Origin of the sequence: Kineococcus rubinsiae, from assembly GCF_011839805.1 — a bacterium.
Lineage (GTDB): Bacteria > Actinomycetota > Actinomycetes > Actinomycetales > Kineococcaceae > Kineococcus > Kineococcus rubinsiae.
Genome location: NZ_VWPY01000008.1, coordinates 61,183 through 81,344, shown reverse-complemented (window position 1 = coordinate 81,344; position 20,162 = coordinate 61,183). Strand labels below are relative to the sequence as shown.

The window sequence follows — 20,162 nt, the reverse complement described above, 5'->3', positions numbered from 1 at the left end:
TGGTCCGGCGCCACCGGGGGCCCGACGCGAGGGCTCAGCCGAGCCGGGCGCCCGCGGCCGCCGCGGCCGGGCGGCGCCCCAGCCAGCCCTCGAACTCGGCGGGCGGCATCGGGCGGGCGTGCAGGTAGCCCTGCGTCTCGTCCACCCCGAGCCGGGCCAGGACCTCGAGCGTCGCGCCGTCCTCGACGCCCTCGGCCACGACCCGCAGGCCGAGGCGGTGCGCGAGCCCCACGGTCGCCGCGACGATGTCGGCCGTGCGCGGCTCCCCGAGCACGCGCAGCGTGAAGGCGCGGTCCAGCTTGAGCTCGCTGGCCGGCAGGTCGGTCAGGTAGGCGAGCGAGGAGTACCCCGTCCCGTAGTCGTCGATGCTCAGCTGCACGCCGCGCGCCGTGAGGTCGCGGGTCACGGCGAGCGCGAGCGCCGGGTCGGCCATCAGCGTCGTCTCGGTCACCTCCAGCACGAGCCGGCCCGGCTCCAGCGCCCCGGCGGCCAGCGCGCGGTCGACGACGGCGAGCAGCCCCGGGCGCGCCAGGGAGCTCGCCGACAGGTTGACCGAGACGCGCAGGGGCCGTCCGCCGGCCGACCAGCCGCGCGTCTCGCCCACCGCGCGGTGCAGCAGGAACGCCGTCAGGTGGTCCATGAGCCCGTGCTCCTCGACGAGGTCGAGGAACGCCACCGGGGGCAGCAGGCCCCGCTCGGGGTGGCGCCAGCGCACGAGGGCCTCGACGCCGACGACGCCGCCCGAGGCGAGCTCCAGCTGCGGTTGGTAGAAGAGGACGAGCTGCTCGGTCAGCGCCGCCCCGCCCGGGACCCCGTCGCGCACCTCGCCGGCCAGCAGCGCCCGCAGGTCGGCCAGCAGCGCGGCGCGGTCGCGGGCCGCGGCGTCCGCCTCGGCGTCGAAGACGCTCAGCCCGCCGCCCGCGGCCTTCGCCACCCACATCGCCGCGTCGGCCCGCCGCAGCAGGTCGTCGGGGTCCAGGGTGCCCGGGGCGAGCGCGGCGACCCCGACGCTCACGCCGACGCCCAGCGGGCGCGCGTCGGCGCGGACCACGGCCACGACGGCGTCCACGAGCCCGCGGCCGACGGCCGACCCGCCGCGCTCGGTCCCGTGCGGCACGACCAGCGCGAACTCGTCCCCGCCCAGGCGGGCCAGGAGCGAGCCGGCCGGCGCGGCCGCCTCGAGGGCCCGCGTGATGACCCGCAGGAGGTCGTCGCCCTCGACGTGGCCGTAGCGGTCGTTGACCTCCTTGAAGCGGTCGAGGTCGACCAGCAGCAGCCCCGCGCCGAGCCCGTCGACCGCGAGGGCCTCCAGGCGCGCCACGAGCGCCCGCCGGTTGGCGACGCCCGTCAGGTCGTCGGTCCGCGCCTGCAGGCGGGAGGCGGCGAGGTCCTCGAGCTCGCGCACCAGCCACACGACGCGGGTGCTGACCAGCAGGACGGACAGGCCCGTGAAGACGACGGGGAGGATCCCGGCGGCGGCGCTCGCGTGCCCGTCGACCGCGAGCACGACGACGCTGACCAGGGTGAGGACCACGACCGCCACCGCGGGCGTCTGCGGGGAGATCGCGACGGGCTCGATCGGCCGCTCGTGCAGGGACGAGGCCGCGAGCAGCACGAAGCCCGCGACCCAGCAGACGTGCAGCAGCGGGTCGCCGGCCGGGCCGTCGCGCCCGACGAGGAGGGTCGCCGCCAGGAGGCCGGCCGCGGCGGCCGCGAGCACCCACAGCCGGGCGTCGCGCAGCAGCCGCCCGGCGGCGGCGACCGTCACCGCGGCCCCCAGCAGGACGACCAGCACGGTGCAGCCGAGGAGCCAGCCCTCCACCCGCCACAGCGGCCAGGCCGTGAACAGCTCCGGCGCGGCCGAGGCCAGCAGGACGTTGCCCGCGCCCGTGCCCGCGAGCACGGCCGCGAGGCCGTTGAGGTGGTCGCCGGGGTCGCGGAGGTAGGAGCGGGACTGGTTCCAGCGCGTGAGGCCCGCGTAGGCGAAGGCCCCGCCGACGAGCACCGACGCCCCGACGACGGAGGCCACGGGCACGGGCAGGGGGTGGCCCGTGGCGTCGTGCAGGACCGCGTCGGCGAAGGCGACCGCGCAGCCCGCGGCCACCGCGGTCGTCGCGCGGGCGAACCAGCGCCAGGCGGTGCCCCCGGGCGCGCGCCGCGCGGCGCGGCGCAGCTGCAGGGTGGCGGCCAGGAGCAGCACGGTGAGCAGGCCCTCGAGGGCGCTCGCCGGGACGCGGTCCCGGCCGGCGGCGAGCACGGCGAGCACGGCCGCCGCGGCCAGGGCCCCGGCGCGCGGGACGAGGCGGGGGAGGAGGCGGGCGACGGTCGCGGTGAGGGGTGCGCGCCGCGGCCCGGGGTCCCGGGTCCCGCGCACCTCAGCCGTCGTCACCCGCTGAGGATCGGCGCGTCCGGGCTCCGGGTGGAACCTCCTGCCCCCGAACGGCTCAGCCGACGCGCCGCCCGGGCGCGAGCGTGGTCGCGTGCACGTCGACCGCGAGCCCGCCGCGGACGCCGTCCTCGCGCTCTGGCGGCACCCGGGAGGGTGAGCCGCGCTCAACCGGGCCCCGCGGCCGGTCGATGGAGCTGACGTGTCGACGGTCCGCGCTCCCGGGACCACCGTGCGCCCGCCCGCCGAGCGGCTGGACGCGCTGGTGGCCTCCTCCGAGCACGCCCGCACGCAGGGCGCGTACTCGGAGGGCCGCCGCCTCGCCGAGCGCGCCGCCGACCTCGCCGCCGCCCTCGGCGACGACGCCCGCCTCGCGCACGCGCTGCGGCTGGTCTGCAACCAGGCCGTGCGCCTGGGCGACCACGAGGCCGCGGCCCGCGCCGGCCGCCGCGCCGTCGCCGTGTCCGAGCGCACCGGCGACGTCGCCGGGCACGTCGACGGCCTCAACCTCCTCGCCCTGACCTACCTGGAGCTCGGCCTCTTCGACGAGGCGCTCACCGCGATGGAGACCGCCATGGCCGCCGTCGTCACGCTCGACGACCACGAGCTGCGCTCGGGCACCTTCAACCGGGCCGGGACCGTGCGCTCCTCGCTGGGCGACTTCACCGCCGCCGCCGAGATGTTCGACCGCGCGGAGGTGGAGCTGCGCGCCGCGGGGGTCCGCGCCACCCCCGAGACGGAGTTCTGCCTCCTGACCAACACCACCGACCTCGTCATCCAGAACGCCCACGGCGGCGGGGCCGTCCCGGTCGCCGACCTGTGGGCGGGGGTGGACCGGGCGGCACGCGCCCTGGCGCTCGCCGAGGCGTCCGGCAACCCCTACCGGGTGGCCATGTCGCACCTGAACGCCGGCGCGCTGCTCGTCCACCTCGACGACGCCGCCGCCGAGGACCGGTTCGCGGCCGCCGTCCGGATCAGCCGTGAGCACGGCTACCGCTCCCTGGAGCTCGGGGTGCTGGAGGCGCGGGCCGTCGGCGCCCAGCGCCGCCAGGACCACCGGGCGGCGCTCGCCGTGCTCGCCGAGGTCGTCGCCCTCGCGGAGGAGACGCACGAGTCCTCGATCGCGCTCAGGGCGCACCGGATGGCGTCGGTGTCGTGGGAGGAGGTCGGCGACTTCCGGCGGGCGCTGGAGTCCTACCGGCGCTACCACGAGCTGGAGGCCGCGGCCCGGGTCCAGACCGCGGAGGTGCGCGCCCGCCTGCTCGGGGTCGGCGAGGAGCTGCACCAGCTGCGCCACGAGGCCGCCGAGCTCGAGCGCCACGCCCTCCAGGACGCCCTCACCGGGCTCGGCAACCGCCGGCACTTCGACGCCGCCGTCCCCGGCCTCCTCGCGGCCGCCGCCCCCGGCGAGCAGCTGTGCGTGGCGCTGCTGGACCTCGACCACTTCAAGGCCGTCAACGACACGTTCGGGCACTCCACGGGCGACGTCGTGCTGCAGGCGCTCGGGGCGCTGCTGCGCGAGAGCGTGCGCTGCGGCGACGTCCTCGTCCGCCTCGGCGGCGAGGAGTTCGCGGTGGTGTCCGTGCTGCCCGAGCCCGCGCTGGCCGCGCAGCTGGCCGAGGTCTGCCGGGCCCGCGTCGAGGCGCACGACTGGGACGCCGTCGCGTCAGGGCTGCGCGTGACGGCGTCGATCGGCGTCGTCACCGCCGACGCCCCGCTGCGCGGCACCGTCGGCGACCTCGTCGCAACCGCGGACCGGCTGCTCTACGCGGCGAAGGCCGCGGGGCGCAACCGGGTGCACGCCCTAGCGCTGGGCGAGCAGGTCCCGCAGCCCGAGCGGCGGGTGCCCGGTCACCTCGGCGACGGCGCCGGAGACGACGTCCAGCTCCCCTGACCGGATCGCCGTGTAGGTGCTGACCCAGCCGTCGAGCATCCAGTCCGGCGCGCCCGAGGACGCGCGCGACGCGTACGCCTCCTCGACCGTCTCGTCGACGAAGCGCACCTCGCGGCCCGTGGCGCGGGTCAGCTCCGCGGCCACCTCGGCCAGGCTCAGGCTCTCCGGGCCGGTCAGGTCGTACGTCCGGCCCGCGTGGCGGTCGTCGAGCAGGGCCGCGAGCGCCACGTCGGCGACGTCGTCGCGCGCGACGGCCGCCAGGCGCCCGTCCCCCGCCGGCCCGCGCAGCGCCCCGTCGGTGACGAAGTCGGGCAGCACGTCGAGGTAGAAGGAGTTGCGCAGCGCGGTCGCCTCGAGGCCCGCGTCAGCCAGGAAGCGCTCCGTCGCGGCGTGGTCGCGGCCGAAGGTGAACGTGCAGTCCGGGGCCGCGCCGAGGAACGACGTGTAGACGACGCGGCGCACGCCCGCGGCGGCCGCGGCCTCGACGGCGTTGTGGTGCTGGACCACCCGCTGCTCGTCCTCGGCCGCCGACACCAGCAGCAGCACGTCGACGCCCGTGAAGGCCTCGACGAGGGCGTCCGCGTCGGCGTAGGTGGCGACGGCGACCTCCGCACCCGGCAGCGCCGGCGCGCGCGCCGCGTCGCGCACCACGAGGCGCTGCTGCGCGCCCCCGGCGGCGAGCTTGCGCGCCACCCGTCCGCCGATGTGCCCCGTCGCGCCCGTCACTCCGATGAGTCCCACGGCCTCAGGGTGCCAGCTGCCCGTAGACGTGACCGACCGCGAGGCGCACCACGCACCGCTGGTCGGCGACCATCGCCCGCCGGTAGTCCGCCCAGTCGGGGTGCTCGCCCTGCAGCGTCCGGTACAGCTCGACAAGCTCCTCGACGGTGTCGTCGTCCTCGGCCCGCGCCGTCGGGCTCAGGGTCGCGTCGCCCTCCACGACGGTCCACGCCCAGAAGTCGGGGCGCGTCACGTGCAGGCTCGCGCGCGGATCGCGCGCGAGGTTGCGGGCCTTGGCCCGGTCGGCGGTCACGGAGACGCGCACCGTGCGGGTGGCCGCGTCGAAGAGGTAGGTGATGTTCGACAGCTGCGGGCGGCCGTCCCGCTTCTGGGTGGTGAGCACACCGTCGTGGGAACCGGCGACGAGGTCGAGCAGCTGCGCCTCACGGGCGTCGGGAGTGGTCATGACGGGGCAACAGCGGGGACGCCCGTCCTGCTCCCGGCCGGGGCCTGGGGGCGCTGCGCCGCTGGACGGGAGCCCTTGATCCGTTGTGCTACACCTTTGGGGCCCGCGGTCGCAGGGCGCACGCGCGGGGGTCGGGCAGTGGCCCCACGGCATCGGCGGGAGTGCTCCGGTGGAGACCTGGATGGACCGCGAGCACCACCTGCGACGCCGCGCCGAGCAGGTGCGCCTGCTGCTGGAGGGCCTGTGGGGCGACGGTGCCCCACCCGGCCGCGACCCCCGGCTGACGGTCCTCGCGGACGCCCTGACGGGCGACGACGAGAACGGCCGGGCGGGGCAGGTCGTCGTGCGCGGCGACGACCTCACGTACCGCCAGCTCGTCGAGGCGGTCACGGGGACCGGCGAGCCGTGCTCGAGGCTCGCCCGCCTGCCGGAGCCCCTGCTCGCGCACCTGCGGAGCTCGGGGGCGCTGGACCCTCCGCTGATCAGCCGCGGGATGGCCGCCCTGCCGGACGAGCGTGCCGGCGCCTGGGAGCTGGACGCCGCCACGGGCGTCCTGAGCTTCGACTCCGTCACCGCGCGCCTGCTCGGGGTCGGGGCCACCGAGGGCTGGTGCGACATGGAGTCGGTCGGCCTGCAGGCGCTGCACCCCGACGACCAGTTCCACGTGGCCTCGGCGCTGGAGGAGGCCCTCACCACCCGCCGGCCGTACCAGGTGCGCTTCCGCACGCGCCAGCCGCACGGCGACTACTCCTGGCGGGCCAGCCGCGCCCGGGTCCTGGCCGGCGAGCGCAGCGACGCCCTGCGCCTCGTGGGGTTCGTCGCCGCCGACGAGTGACGCGTGTGGAGGTCCTGCCACGAGACCTGCACCGGGTGTCCCCGGGAACGACGAAGGCCCCGGTCGACTCGACCGGGGCCTCCGCCTGCTGTGCGCGAGGGGGGAGTTGAACCCCCACGCCCTTTCGGGCACACGGACCTGAACCGTGCGCGTCTGCCTATTCCGCCACTCGCGCAGACGATGAGAACCTTAGCAGCCCCCGAGGGTGCTCGCGGACGCGCTGATCACGCAGGAGCGGGTCCGGGCGCCCTCACCCCGTTAGGCTGCCGAGGACCGGGCATCGTGCGGGGACGGGACGACCGAGCGGAGAGGGGTGCGGCGTGGGTGTGCTGGACCGCTTCGAGCGGGGCGTCGAACGGGCCGTCAGCGGCGTCTTCGCGAAGGCCTTCCGCAGCGAGGTGCAGCCCGTGGAGGTCGCGAGCGCCCTGCGCCGCGAGCTCGACGACCGGGCCGCCGTGCTCTCGCGCGGGCGGACCCTGGTGCCCAACAGCTTCACGGTGGAGCTCGGCCCCTCCGACCACGACAAGATCGCGTCCTGGCAGGACACGCTGGCCGACGAGCTGGTCGCGGCCGTCACCCAGCACGCCGACAAGCAGCGCTACTCCTTCGTGGGCCCGGTGCGCGTCGACTTCCACGAGGCCGACGACCTGGAGACGGGCGTCTTCCGGGTGCTGAGCTCCACGGTCAAGGGCCGCGTCGCCCCGGCCACGCCCCGCACCTCCACGGCGGGCCGGCCCCGCCTGGACGTCGACGGCCGCGGGTACGTGCTGACGGAGGCCGTGACCGTCCTGGGCCGCGGCTCGGACGCGGACGTCGTCGTGGACGACCCGGGCGTCTCCCGCCGCCACGCCGAGATCCGGGTCACCCCCCACGGCGCGCGCCTCGTGGACCTCGGGTCGACCAACGGCACCTTCGTGGACGGCGAGCGGATCTCCTCGACCGACCTGTTCGACGGCACGGCCGTGACGATCGGCCGGACCCGCATCGTCTTCTCCACGCCCCGGCGCGACGAGAGCTGGACCTGATCCCCTCGTGAGCGAGCTCACCCTGACCGCCCTGCGGCTCGGCCTCCTGGTCGTGCTGTGGCTCTTCGTGCTCGCCGTCGTCGGCGTGCTGCGGGCCGACCTCTTCGGCACCCGCGTCACCGCGCGCCGCACCGAGCGGGCCCGCCCGCGCGTCCCCCGCGCCGCGCGCGGAGACGCCCCCGACGCGGGGGAGCCCGCGCGGCCGGCGCGCGCGACCCTCGTGGTCGTCGAGGGCTCGCTGCGCGGGACGACGCTGGCCGTGGGCACGGCGCCCGTCCTCATCGGCCGCGGCCCGGACTGCACGCTCGTCCTCGACGACGAGTACGCCTCCACCAAGCACGTGCGCATCTCCCCCGCCCCGGCCGGCGACGGCTGGGTCGTGGAGGACCTGCAGTCCACCAACGGCAGCTTCCTCGGACGCGACCGGCTCACCGTCCCCCGCCCCTTCGAGCCCGGGACGCCGCTGCGCATCGGCAAGACCGTCCTCGAACTGCGGAGGTGACCGGTGGCCATCGCCCTGCGCTACGCCGCCCGCTCCGACGTCGGCCTCGTGCGCTCCAGCAACCAGGACTCCGGCTACGCGGGCCCGCACCTGCTCGTCATCGCCGACGGCATGGGCGGGCACGCCGGCGGTGACGTCGCGAGCTCGCTGGCCGTCGGGGAGCTGTCGGTCCTGGACGGGGAGTCGCACGGCAGCGACGACGCCGCCGAGCACCTGTCGGCCGCGCTGGACGCCGCGAACGCGCAGCTGCGCCGCCGCGTGGGCGTCGAGCCGGAGCTCTCGGGCATGGGCACCACGGTGACCGCGATCCTGCGGGCCGGGTCCCGGCTGGTCCTGGCGCACATCGGCGACTCCCGCGGCTACCTGCTGCGCGAGGGCGTCCTGACCCAGCTCACGCGGGACCACAGCTACGTGCAGAGCCTCATCGACGAGGGCAAGCTCACGCCCGAGGAGGCCGAGCACCACCCGCAGCGCTCGGTGATCATGCGCGTGCTGACGGGTGAGCGGCAGGACACCGCCGACGTCTCCGTCCGCGAGGCCCGCCCGGGCGACCGCTTCCTGCTGTGCTCCGACGGCCTGTCCGGCGTCGTCAGCCACGACACCCTCGCCGAGGCGCTGGGCGCGGGCGACCCGCCGGACGCCACCTGCGAGCGCCTGGTCGAGCTGGCCCTGCGCGGCGGCGGGCCCGACAACGTCTCGTGCGTCGTCGCCGATGTCGTCGAGCTCGGCGGCGGCACCCCGCCCTCGACGACCCCGCAGGTCGTGGGCGCGGCCGCGTTCCACCGCCCCACCCGCTCCGTCGCCGCCGGGACCCCCGCCGCGCGGGCGCGCGAGCTGCGCGCCCCCGGCTCCGACGACGAGGAGGACGACCAGCCGGGCCCCACCGCCCGTGAGCGCCGCCGCACCCGGCTGCGCTGGGTCGCCGGCCCGCTCGTCCTCGTCCTGCTCCTGCTCGCCGGCGGCTACGGCGTGTGGTCGTGGAGCCGGCAGCAGTACTTCGTCGGGGCCGACGACGGCCGCGTCGCCCTGTACCGCGGGCTGACGCAGGACATCGGGCCGCTCGGGACGTCGACGGTGCTGGAGCGGACCACCGTGGCGGTGGCCGACCTGCCGCAGGCGTGGCAGCAGCGCGTCGAGGACCGCATCAGCGCCACCGACCGCGCCGGGGCGGAGGCGACGGTGGTGCGCCTGGGCGACCTGGCCGCGCAGTGCCGGGCCGTCGCGGCCGCGCCCACCCCCGTTCCCAGCACATCAGCCCCCAGCACCCCAGCCCCCACGACGCCGGCGCCCGGCGCCGCCCCCACGACGGAGGTCCCGCTGCCGAGCCCCACCCCGTCCACCCCCGCGGCGGCGAGCCCGACGACGTCGCCCGACGCCGCCCAGCGCGCCGCGGCCTGCGCGGGGATCGGCTGATGGCCACCGTGACGCCGGTGTACCCGGCGACGCGGCGCAACACCGAGCTGGCGCTGCTCGTGATGGCCGTCGTGGTCGCCACGGGCGCGTGGGCCGTGGTGGGCCTGACCGAGGACGGGAGGCTGCCCCCGGGCCTCGCGCTGTACGGCGGCGGGCTGGCGGGCCTCGCGGTGCTGCTGCACCTGGTGCTGCGCTGGAAGGCGGCCTACGCCGACCCGGTCCTGCTGCCGGTCGCGACGCTGCTCAACGGCCTGGGCCTGGTGGTCATCCACCGCCTGGACCTGTCCTCCTCGCGCACCGACCAGGCCCCGCGGCAGCTGCTGTGGACGGCCATCGGGGTCGTCGCGGCCGGCGCCGTGCTGTGGCTGCTGCGCGACCACCGGGTGCTGCGCCGCTACACGTTCACGGCCATGGTCGCCGGTCTCGTGCTGCTCCTGCTGCCGCTGCTGCCCGGGATCGGGCGGACCATCAACGGCGCGCGCATCTGGATCGGGATCGGCCCGCTGTCCTTCCAGCCGGGCGAGCTCGCGAAGATCGTCCTGGCGGTGTTCTTCGCCGGCTACCTCGTCGTGCACCGCGACGCGCTGTCGCTGACCGGCCCGAAGCTCCTGTTCCTGCGGCTGCCGCGGGCCCGCGACCTCGGCCCGATCCTCGTGGCCTGGCTCGCGAGCGTCGGGGTCCTCGTGCTGCAGCGCGACCTCGGGACGTCCCTGCTCTTCTTCGGCCTGTTCGTGGCCGTGCTCTACGTCGCGACCGAGCGGGTCAGCTGGATCGTCCTCGGCCTGCTGCTGTTCGTCGCGGGCGCGGTGCTGGCCGCGACGACCTTCTCCCACGTCCAGGAGCGCGTGGCCATCTGGCTGCACCCCTTCGCCCCGGACAACGCCGACCAGAGCTACCAGCTGGTGCAGGGCCTGTACGGCATGGCCAACGGCGGCCTGCTGGGCACCGGCCTGGACCGCGGGCGCCCCGACATCGTGCCGTTCGCGAACTCCGACTTCATCTACTCCTCGATCGGCGAGGAGCTCGGCCTCGTCGGCCTCTTCGCCGTCCTGCTCCTCTACGGCGTGCTCGTCGAGCGCGGCCTGCGCACGGCGATCGCGGTGCGCGACGGCTTCGGCAAGCTCCTCGCCGCCGGCCTCGCGTTCTCCGTCACGCTGCAGGTCTTCGTGGTCGTCGGCGGGGTCACCCGGATCATCCCGCTGACCGGCCTGACCATGCCGTTCCTGGCCGCGGGCGGCTCCTCGCTCGTGTCCAACTGGATCGTCGTGGGCCTGCTGCTGCGCATCTCCGACCTCGCCCGGCGCCCCGCGCCCGAGGTCCGCAACGGCCCGGGCGACACCGGGGTCACGCAGGCGGTGCGGATCCCGTGAACCGCCCCCTGCGCCGGCTCTCCGCCGTGGTCGCCGTCCTCTTCGTGGCGCTCTTCGCGTCGACGACGTGGATCCAGTACTTCCAGGCCGACTCGCTGAACGCCCGCCCCGGCAACAGCCGCCAGCTCTACGCCGAGCTGGGCCGCGACCGCGGCTCGCTCATCGTGGCCGGTCAGGCCGTGGCGTCCAGCAGCCCCGTCGACGACCCGTACGCCTTCCAGCGCCAGTACGCCGCGGGCCCCGTCTACGCGCCCGTGACCGGCTACTACTCGATCCGCTACGGCACCTCGATGCTGGAGCGCTCGGAGAACGACGTCCTGGCGGGCACCTCGGACCGGCTGTTCTACCGCCAGCTCTCGGACCTCCTCACGGGCGAGAAGCCCCGCGGCGCCTCGGTCGACCTCACGCTCGACCCGGCCGCGCAGCAGGCCGCCTACGACGCGCTCGACGGCCGCAAGGGCGCCGTCGTCGCGCTGGACCCGGCGACCGGGGACGTGCTGGCCATGGTGAGCAGCCCCAGCTACGACCCGAACGCGCTCGCGAGCCACGACACCAAGGCCGTGCAGCAGCAGTGGAACGCGCTGCTCGCCGACGACGACGACCCGCTGACCAACCGGGCCATCGCCGGCGACCTGTACCCGCCGGGGTCGACGTTCAAGCTCGTCACGGCCGCCGCGGCCCTGGAGACCGGGAACTACGAGGAGTCCACGCTGCTGGACGGCCCCGCCGAGCTCGACCTGCCGCAGACCTCGGCGACCCTCGGCAACGACGAGGGGACCGCCTGCGGGCCGAACGACCAGGTCTCCCTGATCGACGCGCTGCGCATCTCCTGCAACACGGCCTTCGCCTCGCTGGGCATGAAGCTCGGCGCGGACGCGCTGCGCAGCCAGGCCGAGAAGTTCGGCTTCGGCCAGGACCTGTCCGTCCCCATGCGCGTGACCCCCAGCACCTTCCCGGCCGACCCGAACGAGCCGCAGACCGCGCAGTCCGCGATCGGCCAGTTCGACGTGCGGGTCACGCCGCTGCAGGTGGCGATGTTCTCCGCGGCCATCGCCAACGGTGGCGTCCTCATGAAGCCCAACCTCGTCCGCGACGTGCGGGCCGGCGACGACCTGTCGGTCATCGAGACCCCGGCGCCGCAGGAGATCGGGCGGGCGGTCAGCGCGAGCACGGCCTCGACGCTGACCGACATGATGAAGGCCGTCGTCGCCCGGGGGACCGGCACGCGGGCCCAGATCGACGGGGTCGAGGTGGCGGGCAAGACGGGGACCGCGCAGCACGGCGCGGGGCTCCCCCCGTACGCGTGGTTCACGTCCTTCGCGACGAAGGGCGACCGCGCGGTCGCGGTCGCGGTCGTGATCGAGGACGGTGGCACGGTGGACAGCGCCTACGGGGGACGGCTCGCCGCCCCGGTGGCCAAGCAAGTGATGGAGGCGGCGCTCGGTGGTTGACGCAGACGGTGGTTACGCGGGGACCGGTGAGGCGGGAGCCCGGCGGCTGCTCGGAGGCCGCTACGAGGTGGGCAGCCTCCTCGGGCGGGGAGGCATGGCCGAGGTGCACGTGGCCCGGGACACCCGGCTCGGGCGGACCGTGGCCGTGAAGCTGCTGCGCGCCGACCTGGCGCGCGACCCGTCCTTCCAGGCGCGCTTCCGCCGCGAGGCCCAGTCCGCGGCGTCGCTGAACCACTCCTCGATCGTGGCCGTCTACGACACGGGCGCGGACCCGTCGCCGCAGCCGGGCGGCGGCAGCGTCGACCTGCCGTACATCGTCATGGAGTACGTCGAGGGCCGGACGCTGCGCGACATGCTCAAGACCGACCACCCCCTGGCGCTGAGCGAGTCCCTGAAGATCACCGAGGGCGTGCTCGCGGCGCTGGAGTACAGCCACCGGATGGGCATCGTCCACCGCGACATCAAGCCCGCCAACGTCATGATCACGCCCGCGGGCGAGGTCAAGGTCATGGACTTCGGCATCGCCCGGGCCGTGTCGGACTCCTCGGCGACCCTGACCCAGACCTCCGCCGTCATGGGCACCGCGCAGTACCTCTCCCCCGAGCAGGCGCGGGGGGAGCAGGTCGACGCCCGCAGCGACCTCTACTCCGCGGGCTGCCTGCTCTACGAGGTCCTCACCGGACGCCCGCCCTTCGTGGGCGACGCGCCGGTCGCCGTGGCCTACCAGCACGTCAGCGAGCAGCCGCGCCCGCCGAGCGCGCTGGAGCCCGGCATCCCCCCGGCCGTCGACCACGTCGTGCTGATGGCCCTGTCCAAGGACCGCGAGCACCGCTACCAGTCGGCCGCGGACTTCGCCGACGACCTGCGCCGGGCCGTCGAGGGCCGTCCCCTGCGCGGCGCCACCGTCGGTGCGCTGCCGACGCCCGCGCCCGCGGCGGCCGACGCGACCCGCGTGGTGCCGACCGTGGCCGCCCCGCTGGCCGCCACCGCGACGGGCGCGCTGCCCCGCGTGGGCGACGACGACCCCCTCGAGGAGGAGCGCCGCCGCCGCTGGCCGTGGGTCCTGCTCGTGCTCGTGCTGCTGCTCGGCGTGGGCGGCGTCGCGTACGCGCTGTCCCAGACCGGGGGCGGGGGGACGCCGACCTCGACGCCGTCCCCGACGGCCACGCCGGTGCCCGAGGTGGTCGGCCAGACGCAGGAGGCCGCGGAGACCGCGCTGACCGACGCGGGGCTCACCTCGACCGTGGTCCAGGCGCCCAGCGACGACCAGCCCGCGGGGACCGTCGTGTCCTCGGACCCGGCGGCCGGCACCTCGGCGGTGCTCGGCTCCGCCGTCGCGCTGACGGTCTCCAGCGGCCCGTCGGCGGTGACCGTCCCCGGCCTCGCCGGCAGCACCCAGGACCAGGCCCGCGAGCAGCTCGCGCAGGCCGGGCTCACGGTGGGCAGCGTCGAGACGACCGACGAGGACCCGAAGGCCGACAAGGGCAGCGTGGTCCGCACCGACCCCGGGGCCGACGCGTCCGTCGCGCCCGGCACGCCGGTCAAGCTCTTCGTCGCCAGCGGTCAGGTGACCGTGCCCGAGCTCGTCGGGCAGGCCCGCGACGCGGCCCGCGCGCAGCTGAACGCGCTCGGCCTTCAGGTGAACATCGACACCCGGGAGTCCTCGGACGCCTCGCCCGGGCAGGTCCTGAGCCAGAGCGTCACCGAGGGTTCCACGGTCGACGTCGGCAGCGAGGTGGACCTCGTGGTGGCCTCCGCGCCCCCGTCGACGCCGTCGCCGAGCACGAGCTCGCCGACGTCCAGCCCCACCGCCAGCCCGTCGGCGTCCTCGCCCGACCCGACCGACTCGCCCACCAGCACCGCCGCGGCCGGCGCCCCCGGGAACGGCAACGGGAACGGCAAGGGGAACGGCAACGGCAACGGGAACGGGAACGGCGGCGGGAAGGGCGACGGCTGATGGCGGACGCCCGCGTCCTGCACCTGTCCGACACGCACCTGCTGGCCGACGGGGGGCTGCACCAAGGCCTCGTCGACACCACCGCGACCCTGCGGCACGTCCTGGCAGGGCTCGCCGGAGTCGGCCCGCTCGACGCGGTGGTCGTCTCGGGTGACGTGTCCGACGACGGCAGCGCCGAGTCCTACCTCAGCGCGCAGGAGCTCGTGGAGGGCTTCGCCGTCGAGCACGGGGCCGCCGTCGTCTGGGCCGCGGGCAACCACGACCAGCGGCTGCCCTTCGCGGAGGTCCTGCTGGCCTCGCCGGCCGAAGGGCCGCTGGACGGCGTGCACGACGTCGACGGCCTGCGCTTCGCCGTCCTCGACTCCTCCGTGCCGGGCGCCGGGTACGGCGAGCTGGGCCCGGAGCAGCTCGAGCGGCTGCGCGAGGTGCTCGCGGAGCCCGCGCCGCGCGGCACGGTCGTCGTGGTGCACCACCCGCCGCTGCCGGCGCCGACGGTCCTGCACGACGCGCTGCGCCTGCAGGACCCCGGGGCCCTGCTGGACGTGCTGCGCGGCACCGACGTCCGCGCCGTCCTGTCCGGGCACTACCACCACCCGTTCGTCGCCACCGTCGACGGCGTCGTCGTCGTGGTGGCGCCGGGCGTGGCCAACCGCAACGACGTCCTGGTGGCGGCCGGGCAGGAGCGGGCCGTGCGCGGCAGCGGCGCCTGCCTCGTCGAGCTGGGTCCGGACGGCGTGCGCACGACCGTCCTCACCGTGCCCGGCCCGGGCGACGGCGAGGAGCTGTTCGTCCTGACCCCCGACGTCGTCGGGCGCATCGCGCGCGACGCCGGCGTGCCCAGCTCCTGAAGGCGGTCAGCCCCTGAAGGCGGTCGGCCCCTGAGGGCGGTCAGCGCAGCCGCAGGACGAGCACCGCGGTGTCGTCCTCACCGTCGACGGAGTCCGTCTCGGCGAGCACGGCGTCGCTGAGGTCCTCCGCGGAGTCGCCCGCGTGCCGGGCCACGACGGCGACGAGCCGCGCGATGCCCACGTCCAGGTCCTCGTCGCGGCGCTCCACGAGGCCGTCGGTGTAGAGGACCACGGAGCAGCCGGGAGCCAGCGCGACGAGGTGGTCGCGGCGCGAGGCCTGCGGGTCGTGGCCCAGCAGCAGGTCGGGGGTGCCCTGCAGCACCTCGACGCTGCCGTCGGGCCGGGCGAGCAGCGGCGGGGGGTGCCCGGCGTTGGCCCAGCGCAGGCAGCGCCGGGTCACGCCGTCGCGCTCGCCGACCTCGAGGCGGGCGACGACCGCGGTGGCCAGGGCGTCGAGCTCCAGGCCGACCATCGCGGCGTCGAGGCGGTTGAGCAGGTCCGCGGGCGGGTCGTCGCTGTCGTAGGCGATGCCGCGCAGCAGGCTCCGGACCTGCCCCATGGCGGCGGCCGCCGCCCGGTCGTGCCCCGTGATGTCCCCGACCGCGAAGAGCGTGGCGCCGCCCGCGGTCACGAAGGCGTCGTACCAGTCGCCGCCGACGCTGGCGCCCCGCGCGGCGGGCCGGTAGCGCACCGCGACGTCGAGGTCGTCGCCCAGGGCGGGCCGGGTGAGCAGGCTGCGCTGCAGCGCCTCGGAGAACTCCTGTACCGCGGCCGCGGCCGCCCGCTGGGCGGCGGCGACCTGCAGCCGCTTGAGGGTCTGGGCGAGCTGCGCCGCGAAGCCGTCGAGGAGGTCGAGCTCGTCGTCGGTGAAGGCGTGCTCGTCGCGCCAGGACACCGCGAGGCTGCCGAGGTGCTCGTCCTGCACGGTGAGGGGGACGAAGGCCCAGGCGCGGCGGCGGGTGTCGGCGTAGACGGTCGCCATGAGCGGGAGGAAGGCCAGCCCGCTCCCGACCGTCGGCAGCAGCACCCGCTCCCCCGTGCGGGCCGCGTGCACCGCCGGCAGGGGGCTGTCGTGCGGGAGGTGGCCGTAGGCGACCTGGACGTGCGGGCCGAGGACCTCGCTGATGGAGAGCCGCCAGCCGCCGCCCTCGGCGACCGTGACGACGGCGCCGCCGTCGGAGCCCAGGACCGCCGGCGCGCGGCCCACGACGATGCGCTCCAGGTCGTCGATGCTCTCCGCCGTCGTCAGGGCGAGGGCGACCTCGGCCAGGCTCGCGACCCGCCGCGCCGCCAGGTCGCGGGCGGCCTGCGCGGCCTGCAGCTCTTGCGCGCGCAGGAAGAGCTCGGCCTCGACCCGCTGCGCCCGGTCCTGCCAGCCCTGCCCCCGGTCCGCACCGGCGAGCAGGCCCTCCCGCTCGCGCACGAAGTCGGTGACGTCCTCGACCCGCTCGACGAGCAGGACGGTGCGGCCCTCGGCGTCGGCCACCGGGGCGGTGACGACGGACCAGAACCGCTCGACCACCTCACCCGTGCTGTCGTCCCGCACGTCGTACTGCTGCAGCGGCAGCGCGTCGGGACGGCCGGTGCCGAGAGCGCGGCGGAAGGAGGTCTCGAGGGGGTTGGTGCCGTCGGGCGCCAGGGTGAGCGGCGACGGCGGGAACGCCTCGAAGACGGGCCGGCCGGCGATGTCCGCCAGCCTCCGCCCGAGCATCGCGAGGTAGGCGGGGTTCGCGTGCAGGATGCGCAGGTCGGGCGTCATCACCAGGTAGGCCGTGGGCAGGGCGTCGACGACGAGCCAGCCGTCGACCAGCGACCCGGGCACGAGCGTGCGGGGTGCGTGCGTCACGGGCCCTCCGTCGGTGGCGCGGCTCCTCCCGCGCGACAGACGGGTGGTCACGCACAGCATGACATGGCTACGAGTAGTGACACGGCCCTTCGTCCCGACCGCTCACGCCGATCGGGCGCCCCGCCCACCGGCGCTCAGGAAGGCCTGCAGCCACCGTCCGCTGTCCTTGATCGTGCGGCGCTGCGTCGCGTAGTCCACGTGCACGACGCCGAAGCGCCGGGTGTACCCCCAGGCCCACTCGAAGTTGTCCATCAGCGACCAGAGGAAGTACCCCCGCAGCGGGACTCCCCGCCCGAGCGCGTCCCGGCACGCGGCGAGGTGCTGCTCGAGGTAGGCGCGCCGCTCCTCGTCGTGGACGCCGTCGGCGGTCAGCTCGTCGTCGTAGGCCGCACCGTTCTCGGTCACGAGCAGCGGCAGGCCCGGGCGCCGGGCCGCGGCCATCTCGAGCACGTCGACGAGCCCGTCGGGGTGGACCTCCCAGCCCATCCGCGTCCTGGGTGCGCCGGTGTCGACCATCTGGACGAACTCGCTGCCGGGGTTGGCGCTCGGCGCCCCGGACGCGGTGCCCGCCGCGGTGGTGTGCCGGCTGTAGTAGTTGACGCCGAGGAAGTCGACGTCCACCCCGATGGTGGCGAGGTCGCCCTGCGCGTGCTCGGCGAACCACGCCTGTTCGCCGAGGTCGCGCAGCACGTCGACCGGGTAGGAGCCCGCGAGGACCGGGTCGAGGAAGAACCGGTTCTGCAGGCCGTCGATGCGGCGCGCCGCGTCGACGTCCGCCGGGCTGTCGCTGGCCGTCCGCACCGAGTAGAGGTTCAGCGTGATGCCGACCTGCAGGTCGTCCGCGGCGGCCCGGATCAGGGGGACGGCCCTGCCGTGCGCGAGCAGCAGGTGGTGCGCGGCGCGCGCGGCCTGCGTCCCGACGTGGCGGCCGGGGGCGTGCTCGCCGCTCGCGTAGCCGAGGAACGCCGAGCACCACGGCTCGTTGAGGGTGGTCCAGTGCTTCACGACGTCGCCGAGCTCGCCGACGACGAGGCGCGCGTACTCCGCGAAGGCCTCGGCCGTGCCGCGGTCCAGCCACCCGCCGCGGTCCTCGAGCGCCTGGGGCAGGTCCCAGTGGTAGAGGGTCGCCCAGGGCGTGATGCCCTGGGCCACCAGGGCTTCCGCGAGCCGCCGGTAGAAGGCGATCCCCTCCGGGTTGACGGCCCCCGTGCCGTCCGGCTGGATCCGCGACCAGGAGATCGAGAACCGGTAGGCGTTCACCCCGAGGTCCGCCATCAGGCCGACGTCCTCGAGGTAGCGGTGGTAGTGGTCGTCGGCCGGCTCGCCCGTCGTGCCGTCGGCGATCGCCCCCGGGGTGCGGGCGAAGGTGTCCCAGACGCTCGGTCCGCGGCCGCCCTCGGTGGTCGCCCCCTCCACCTGGTAGGCGGCGGTCGCCGTGCCCCAGGTGAAGTCCGCCGGGAAGTCGCTCCTGCTCAGCTCCGTCATCGGTCCCCCTCCTCCCGCGACCCGCTCAGCCCGCGGGTGCGTGCGCCTCGAAGGCCGACCGGCCTGCGTGGTAGGCGCTCACGAAGCGTTCGAGCAGGGCCTCGGTGGCCGGATCGGGCGCGGTCGCCCCGGGGTTCGCCGTCCGCCACGCCAGCATCCGGCGCACCGCGCGGTGGAAGGTGAGCCGCTGCCCGAACGCCGGCACGAACCGCTTGATCTTCGTGTTGTCGAAGACCGCGCTGTGCGACAGGTCTCCGACGAACAGGTCGGACCAGAACCAGTCGGGCGCGACGACCGGGTAGAGCTCGCTCGGCACGTGGACCAGCCGGGGCGCGACGCCGAGCACCTCGGCGATGGTCGTGTAGATCTGGTCCCACGTGTGCACGTCGTCACCGGTGATGTGGAACGTCTCACCGATCGCCCGCGGGTTGCCGAGCAGCCCGACGAGACCGACGGCGAAGTCCTCGGCGTGCGTGAGGGTCCACAGCGAGGTCCCGTCCCCGTGCACGGGGATCTCCTCCCCGCGCGCGATCCGGTCGACGACCGTCCAGTCCCCCGGCAGCGGCGGGTTCGCGTCGTCGTAGGTGTGCGACGGGCGCACGATCGTCATCGGGAAGCCCTGCTGCTCGTAGGCGTCCCGCAGGCCGGCCTCGAACCGCAGCTTGGCCCGCGCGTAGGCGAGGAAGCGGTTGTGCGTGGGCGTCGACTCGGTGATCGGCGTCTGCAGCACCGGCTTTCCGTACACCGAGGCCGACGAGATCCCCACGTACTGCCGCGTGTGCGGGCCGAGCACCCGGACCGCCCGGTCGGCGGCCGTCTCGTCGAAGGCGAGGAAGTCCACGACCGCGTCGAACGTGCGCCCCTCGAGCGCGGCGGTGAGCGACGCCTCGTCCGTGACGTCGCCCGTGATCCTCTCCACCCCGTCCGGCAGCGGGCGCTGCTTGCGGTCGGTCCCGCGGTTGAGCACCGCGACCCGCAGGCCGCTCTCGACGGAGAGCCGGACGCAGGAGGCGCTGATGGTGCCCGTGCCGCCCAGGAAGAGGACGGACAGGCCGGCGTCGTCGTGCTGCAGCACCGCTCAGCCCTCCGTGGGGTAGGAGACGTAGGCGAACCGGCGGGAGTCGGGCGCCCAGCTGTTGACGTTGATCGTCCCCTGACCGCCGGGGAGGAGGATCCGCTCCCGCGGCGTCGACCAGTCGGCGGTGTCGACCACGACGAGCGCGACCTCCTTGTCCGCCGGGTGCCCCAGGGTGCCGGCGGGGAACTCGATGTAGACCGCCGTGGCGCCGTCGGGCGAGAGGTGCGGGAACCAGTCGACCGTGCCGCTGGTCACGAGGCGCTCGACCTCACCGCCGCCGTCCGGCACTCGGGCGAGCTGCGCCTGCCCCGGCTCCCCCGCCCAGCGCTCGGTGTTGAAGTAGAGCCAGCGACCGTCCGGGGACCACTCCGGGCCGTCGACGTGGCCCTCCCCCGTGTCGACCAGGGTCGTCTCGCCGCCGGTCGCGGCGATCACGGCGAGCCGGCCCGGCTCCTCGAACGACGCCATCCGCACGTACGCGAGCCGGTCCCCGTCGGGCGAGACGCCGTGCAGGAAGTGCCAGACGCCGTCGTCGCGCGTCACGCGGGTCGCCGCTCCCCCGGACGTGGGGGCCCGGTAGATGTGCCCGTCCGCCGCCGACAGGTAGAGGTGCTTCCCGTCGGGGTCGAGCACGTGGTCGTTGTTGATCTCGGGCAGCGCCTCGTGCTCGACGCGCACCGGCACGGCGCCGGGCACCGGGTCCAGCGACCACAGGACGCCGTCGCCGTTGAGCAGCAGCGCATCGCCCGAGGCGGCCCAGTTGGGGGCCTCGAGCAGCACGTCGCGGCTCTCGTGGACGAGGACGTCCTCACCGGTGACGGCGTCGTGGATGTGGACGCGCGCGGTCTGCCGGGGCGCGAGCACGCGGAAGTTCGCCATGGTCGGG

General features: G+C 75.7%; 16 protein-coding genes and 1 tRNA gene. 9 read left to right on the top strand and 8 right to left on the bottom strand.

Annotated elements, in window-relative coordinates:
• Positions 1–34 precede the first annotated feature (34 nt).
• On the bottom strand, positions 35–2,389 hold the full coding sequence (locus tag F1544_RS07060; protein ID WP_167583669.1) for a putative bifunctional diguanylate cyclase/phosphodiesterase: 2,355 nt from the start codon (positions 2,387–2,389) through the stop codon (positions 35–37).
• A gap of 199 nt (positions 2,390–2,588) precedes the next feature.
• Here F1544_RS07060 and F1544_RS07055 point away from each other — a divergent pair, with 199 nt between their 5' ends.
• Positions 2,589–4,280, top strand: coding sequence for a tetratricopeptide repeat-containing diguanylate cyclase (locus tag F1544_RS07055; protein ID WP_167583667.1), 1,692 nt, complete (start codon positions 2,589–2,591; stop codon positions 4,278–4,280).
• Here the strand turns inward: F1544_RS07055 and F1544_RS07050 are convergent.
• Complete coding sequence (locus F1544_RS07050) at positions 4,191–5,021, bottom strand: SDR family oxidoreductase (RefSeq protein ID WP_167583665.1); 831 nt, start codon at positions 5,019–5,021, stop codon at positions 4,191–4,193. The two genes, F1544_RS07055 and F1544_RS07050, sit on opposite strands and share 90 nt — an antisense overlap.
• 4 nt (positions 5,022–5,025) lie before the next feature.
• Positions 5,026–5,466, bottom strand: a complete 441-nt coding sequence (locus F1544_RS07045) for a PPOX class F420-dependent oxidoreductase (RefSeq protein WP_167583663.1) — start codon at positions 5,464–5,466, stop codon at positions 5,026–5,028.
• Positions 5,467–5,647: 181 nt separating this feature from the next.
• Between F1544_RS07045 and F1544_RS07040 the strand changes: the two genes are divergently transcribed.
• Positions 5,648–6,301, top strand: coding sequence for a PAS domain-containing protein (locus F1544_RS07040; protein ID WP_167583661.1), 654 nt, complete (start codon positions 5,648–5,650; stop codon positions 6,299–6,301).
• Positions 6,302–6,392: 91 nt separating this feature from the next.
• Here the strand turns inward: F1544_RS07040 and F1544_RS07035 are convergent.
• Positions 6,393–6,476, bottom strand: a tRNA-Leu gene (locus F1544_RS07035).
• 145 nt (positions 6,477–6,621) lie between these two features.
• Between F1544_RS07035 and F1544_RS07030 the strand changes: the two genes are divergently transcribed.
• From F1544_RS07030 to F1544_RS07000, 7 genes are read left to right on the top strand one after another with little or no spacing between them, the layout of a single operon-like run.
• The gene (locus tag F1544_RS07030; protein WP_167583659.1) at positions 6,622–7,326 is read left to right on the top strand and encodes an FHA domain-containing protein; all 705 of its coding nucleotides are present in this window, start codon (positions 6,622–6,624) and stop codon (positions 7,324–7,326) included.
• Positions 7,327–7,333: 7 nt separating this feature from the next.
• On the top strand, positions 7,334–7,828 hold the full coding sequence (locus tag F1544_RS07025; protein ID WP_167583657.1) for an FHA domain-containing protein FhaB/FipA: 495 nt from the start codon (positions 7,334–7,336) through the stop codon (positions 7,826–7,828).
• 3 nt (positions 7,829–7,831) lie between these two features.
• Positions 7,832–9,241 carry a protein phosphatase 2C domain-containing protein gene (locus tag F1544_RS07020; protein ID WP_167583655.1) on the top strand — a complete coding sequence of 470 codons (1,410 nt, stop codon included), beginning with the start codon at positions 7,832–7,834 and terminating at the stop codon, positions 9,239–9,241.
• The gene (locus F1544_RS07015; protein WP_167583653.1) at positions 9,241–10,611 is read left to right on the top strand and encodes an FtsW/RodA/SpoVE family cell cycle protein; all 1,371 of its coding nucleotides are present in this window, start codon (positions 9,241–9,243) and stop codon (positions 10,609–10,611) included. Before F1544_RS07020 ends, F1544_RS07015 begins: the two co-directional genes overlap by 1 nt.
• Entirely contained in the window at positions 10,608–12,062 is a 1,455-nt protein-coding gene (locus F1544_RS07010) for a peptidoglycan D,D-transpeptidase FtsI family protein (RefSeq protein WP_167583651.1), read from the top strand. Before F1544_RS07015 ends, F1544_RS07010 begins: the two co-directional genes overlap by 4 nt.
• Positions 12,055–14,019, top strand: coding sequence for a Stk1 family PASTA domain-containing Ser/Thr kinase (gene pknB / locus F1544_RS07005; RefSeq protein ID WP_167583649.1), 1,965 nt, complete (start codon positions 12,055–12,057; stop codon positions 14,017–14,019). The genes F1544_RS07010 and pknB overlap by 8 nt, the downstream gene beginning before the upstream one ends.
• Positions 14,019–14,867 carry a metallophosphoesterase family protein gene (locus F1544_RS07000; RefSeq protein ID WP_167583647.1) on the top strand — a complete coding sequence of 283 codons (849 nt, stop codon included), beginning with the start codon at positions 14,019–14,021 and terminating at the stop codon, positions 14,865–14,867. The genes pknB and F1544_RS07000 overlap by 1 nt, the downstream gene beginning before the upstream one ends.
• A gap of 40 nt (positions 14,868–14,907) precedes the next feature.
• Here F1544_RS07000 and F1544_RS06995 read toward each other — a convergent pair whose 3' ends face one another.
• The 4 genes from F1544_RS06995 to F1544_RS06980 form a co-directional block, all read right to left on the bottom strand.
• Positions 14,908–16,713 carry a SpoIIE family protein phosphatase gene (locus F1544_RS06995; RefSeq protein WP_167583645.1) on the bottom strand — a complete coding sequence of 602 codons (1,806 nt, stop codon included), beginning with the start codon at positions 16,711–16,713 and terminating at the stop codon, positions 14,908–14,910.
• Between the two features lie 102 nt (positions 16,714–16,815).
• Positions 16,816–18,198: a GH1 family beta-glucosidase gene (locus F1544_RS06990; protein ID WP_167583643.1), complete on the bottom strand. Its 1,383-nt coding sequence runs from the start codon at positions 18,196–18,198 to the stop codon at positions 16,816–16,818.
• 25 nt (positions 18,199–18,223) lie between these two features.
• Entirely contained in the window at positions 18,224–19,273 is a 1,050-nt protein-coding gene (locus F1544_RS06985) for an NAD-dependent epimerase/dehydratase family protein (protein ID WP_167583642.1), read from the bottom strand.
• 3 nt (positions 19,274–19,276) lie between these two features.
• The gene (locus F1544_RS06980) at positions 19,277–20,155 is read right to left on the bottom strand and encodes a TolB family protein (RefSeq protein WP_167583640.1); all 879 of its coding nucleotides are present in this window, start codon (positions 20,153–20,155) and stop codon (positions 19,277–19,279) included.
• Between the last annotated feature and the right edge of the window lie 7 nt (positions 20,156–20,162).

Coding starts and splice junctions, on each gene's coding strand:
- F1544_RS07045 (WP_167583663.1), bottom strand. CDS start 5,466: ATGACCACTCCCGACGCCCGTGAGGCGCAGCTGCTCGACCTCGTCGCC.
- F1544_RS07040 (WP_167583661.1), top strand. CDS start 5,648: ATGGACCGCGAGCACCACCTGCGACGCCGCGCCGAGCAGGTGCGCCTG.
- F1544_RS07015 (WP_167583653.1), top strand. CDS start 9,241: ATGGCCACCGTGACGCCGGTGTACCCGGCGACGCGGCGCAACACCGAG.
- F1544_RS07000 (WP_167583647.1), top strand. CDS start 14,019: ATGGCGGACGCCCGCGTCCTGCACCTGTCCGACACGCACCTGCTGGCC.
- F1544_RS06990 (WP_167583643.1), bottom strand. CDS start 18,198: ATGACGGAGCTGAGCAGGAGCGACTTCCCGGCGGACTTCACCTGGGGC.
- F1544_RS06980 (WP_167583640.1), bottom strand. CDS start 20,155: ATGGCGAACTTCCGCGTGCTCGCGCCCCGGCAGACCGCGCGCGTCCAC.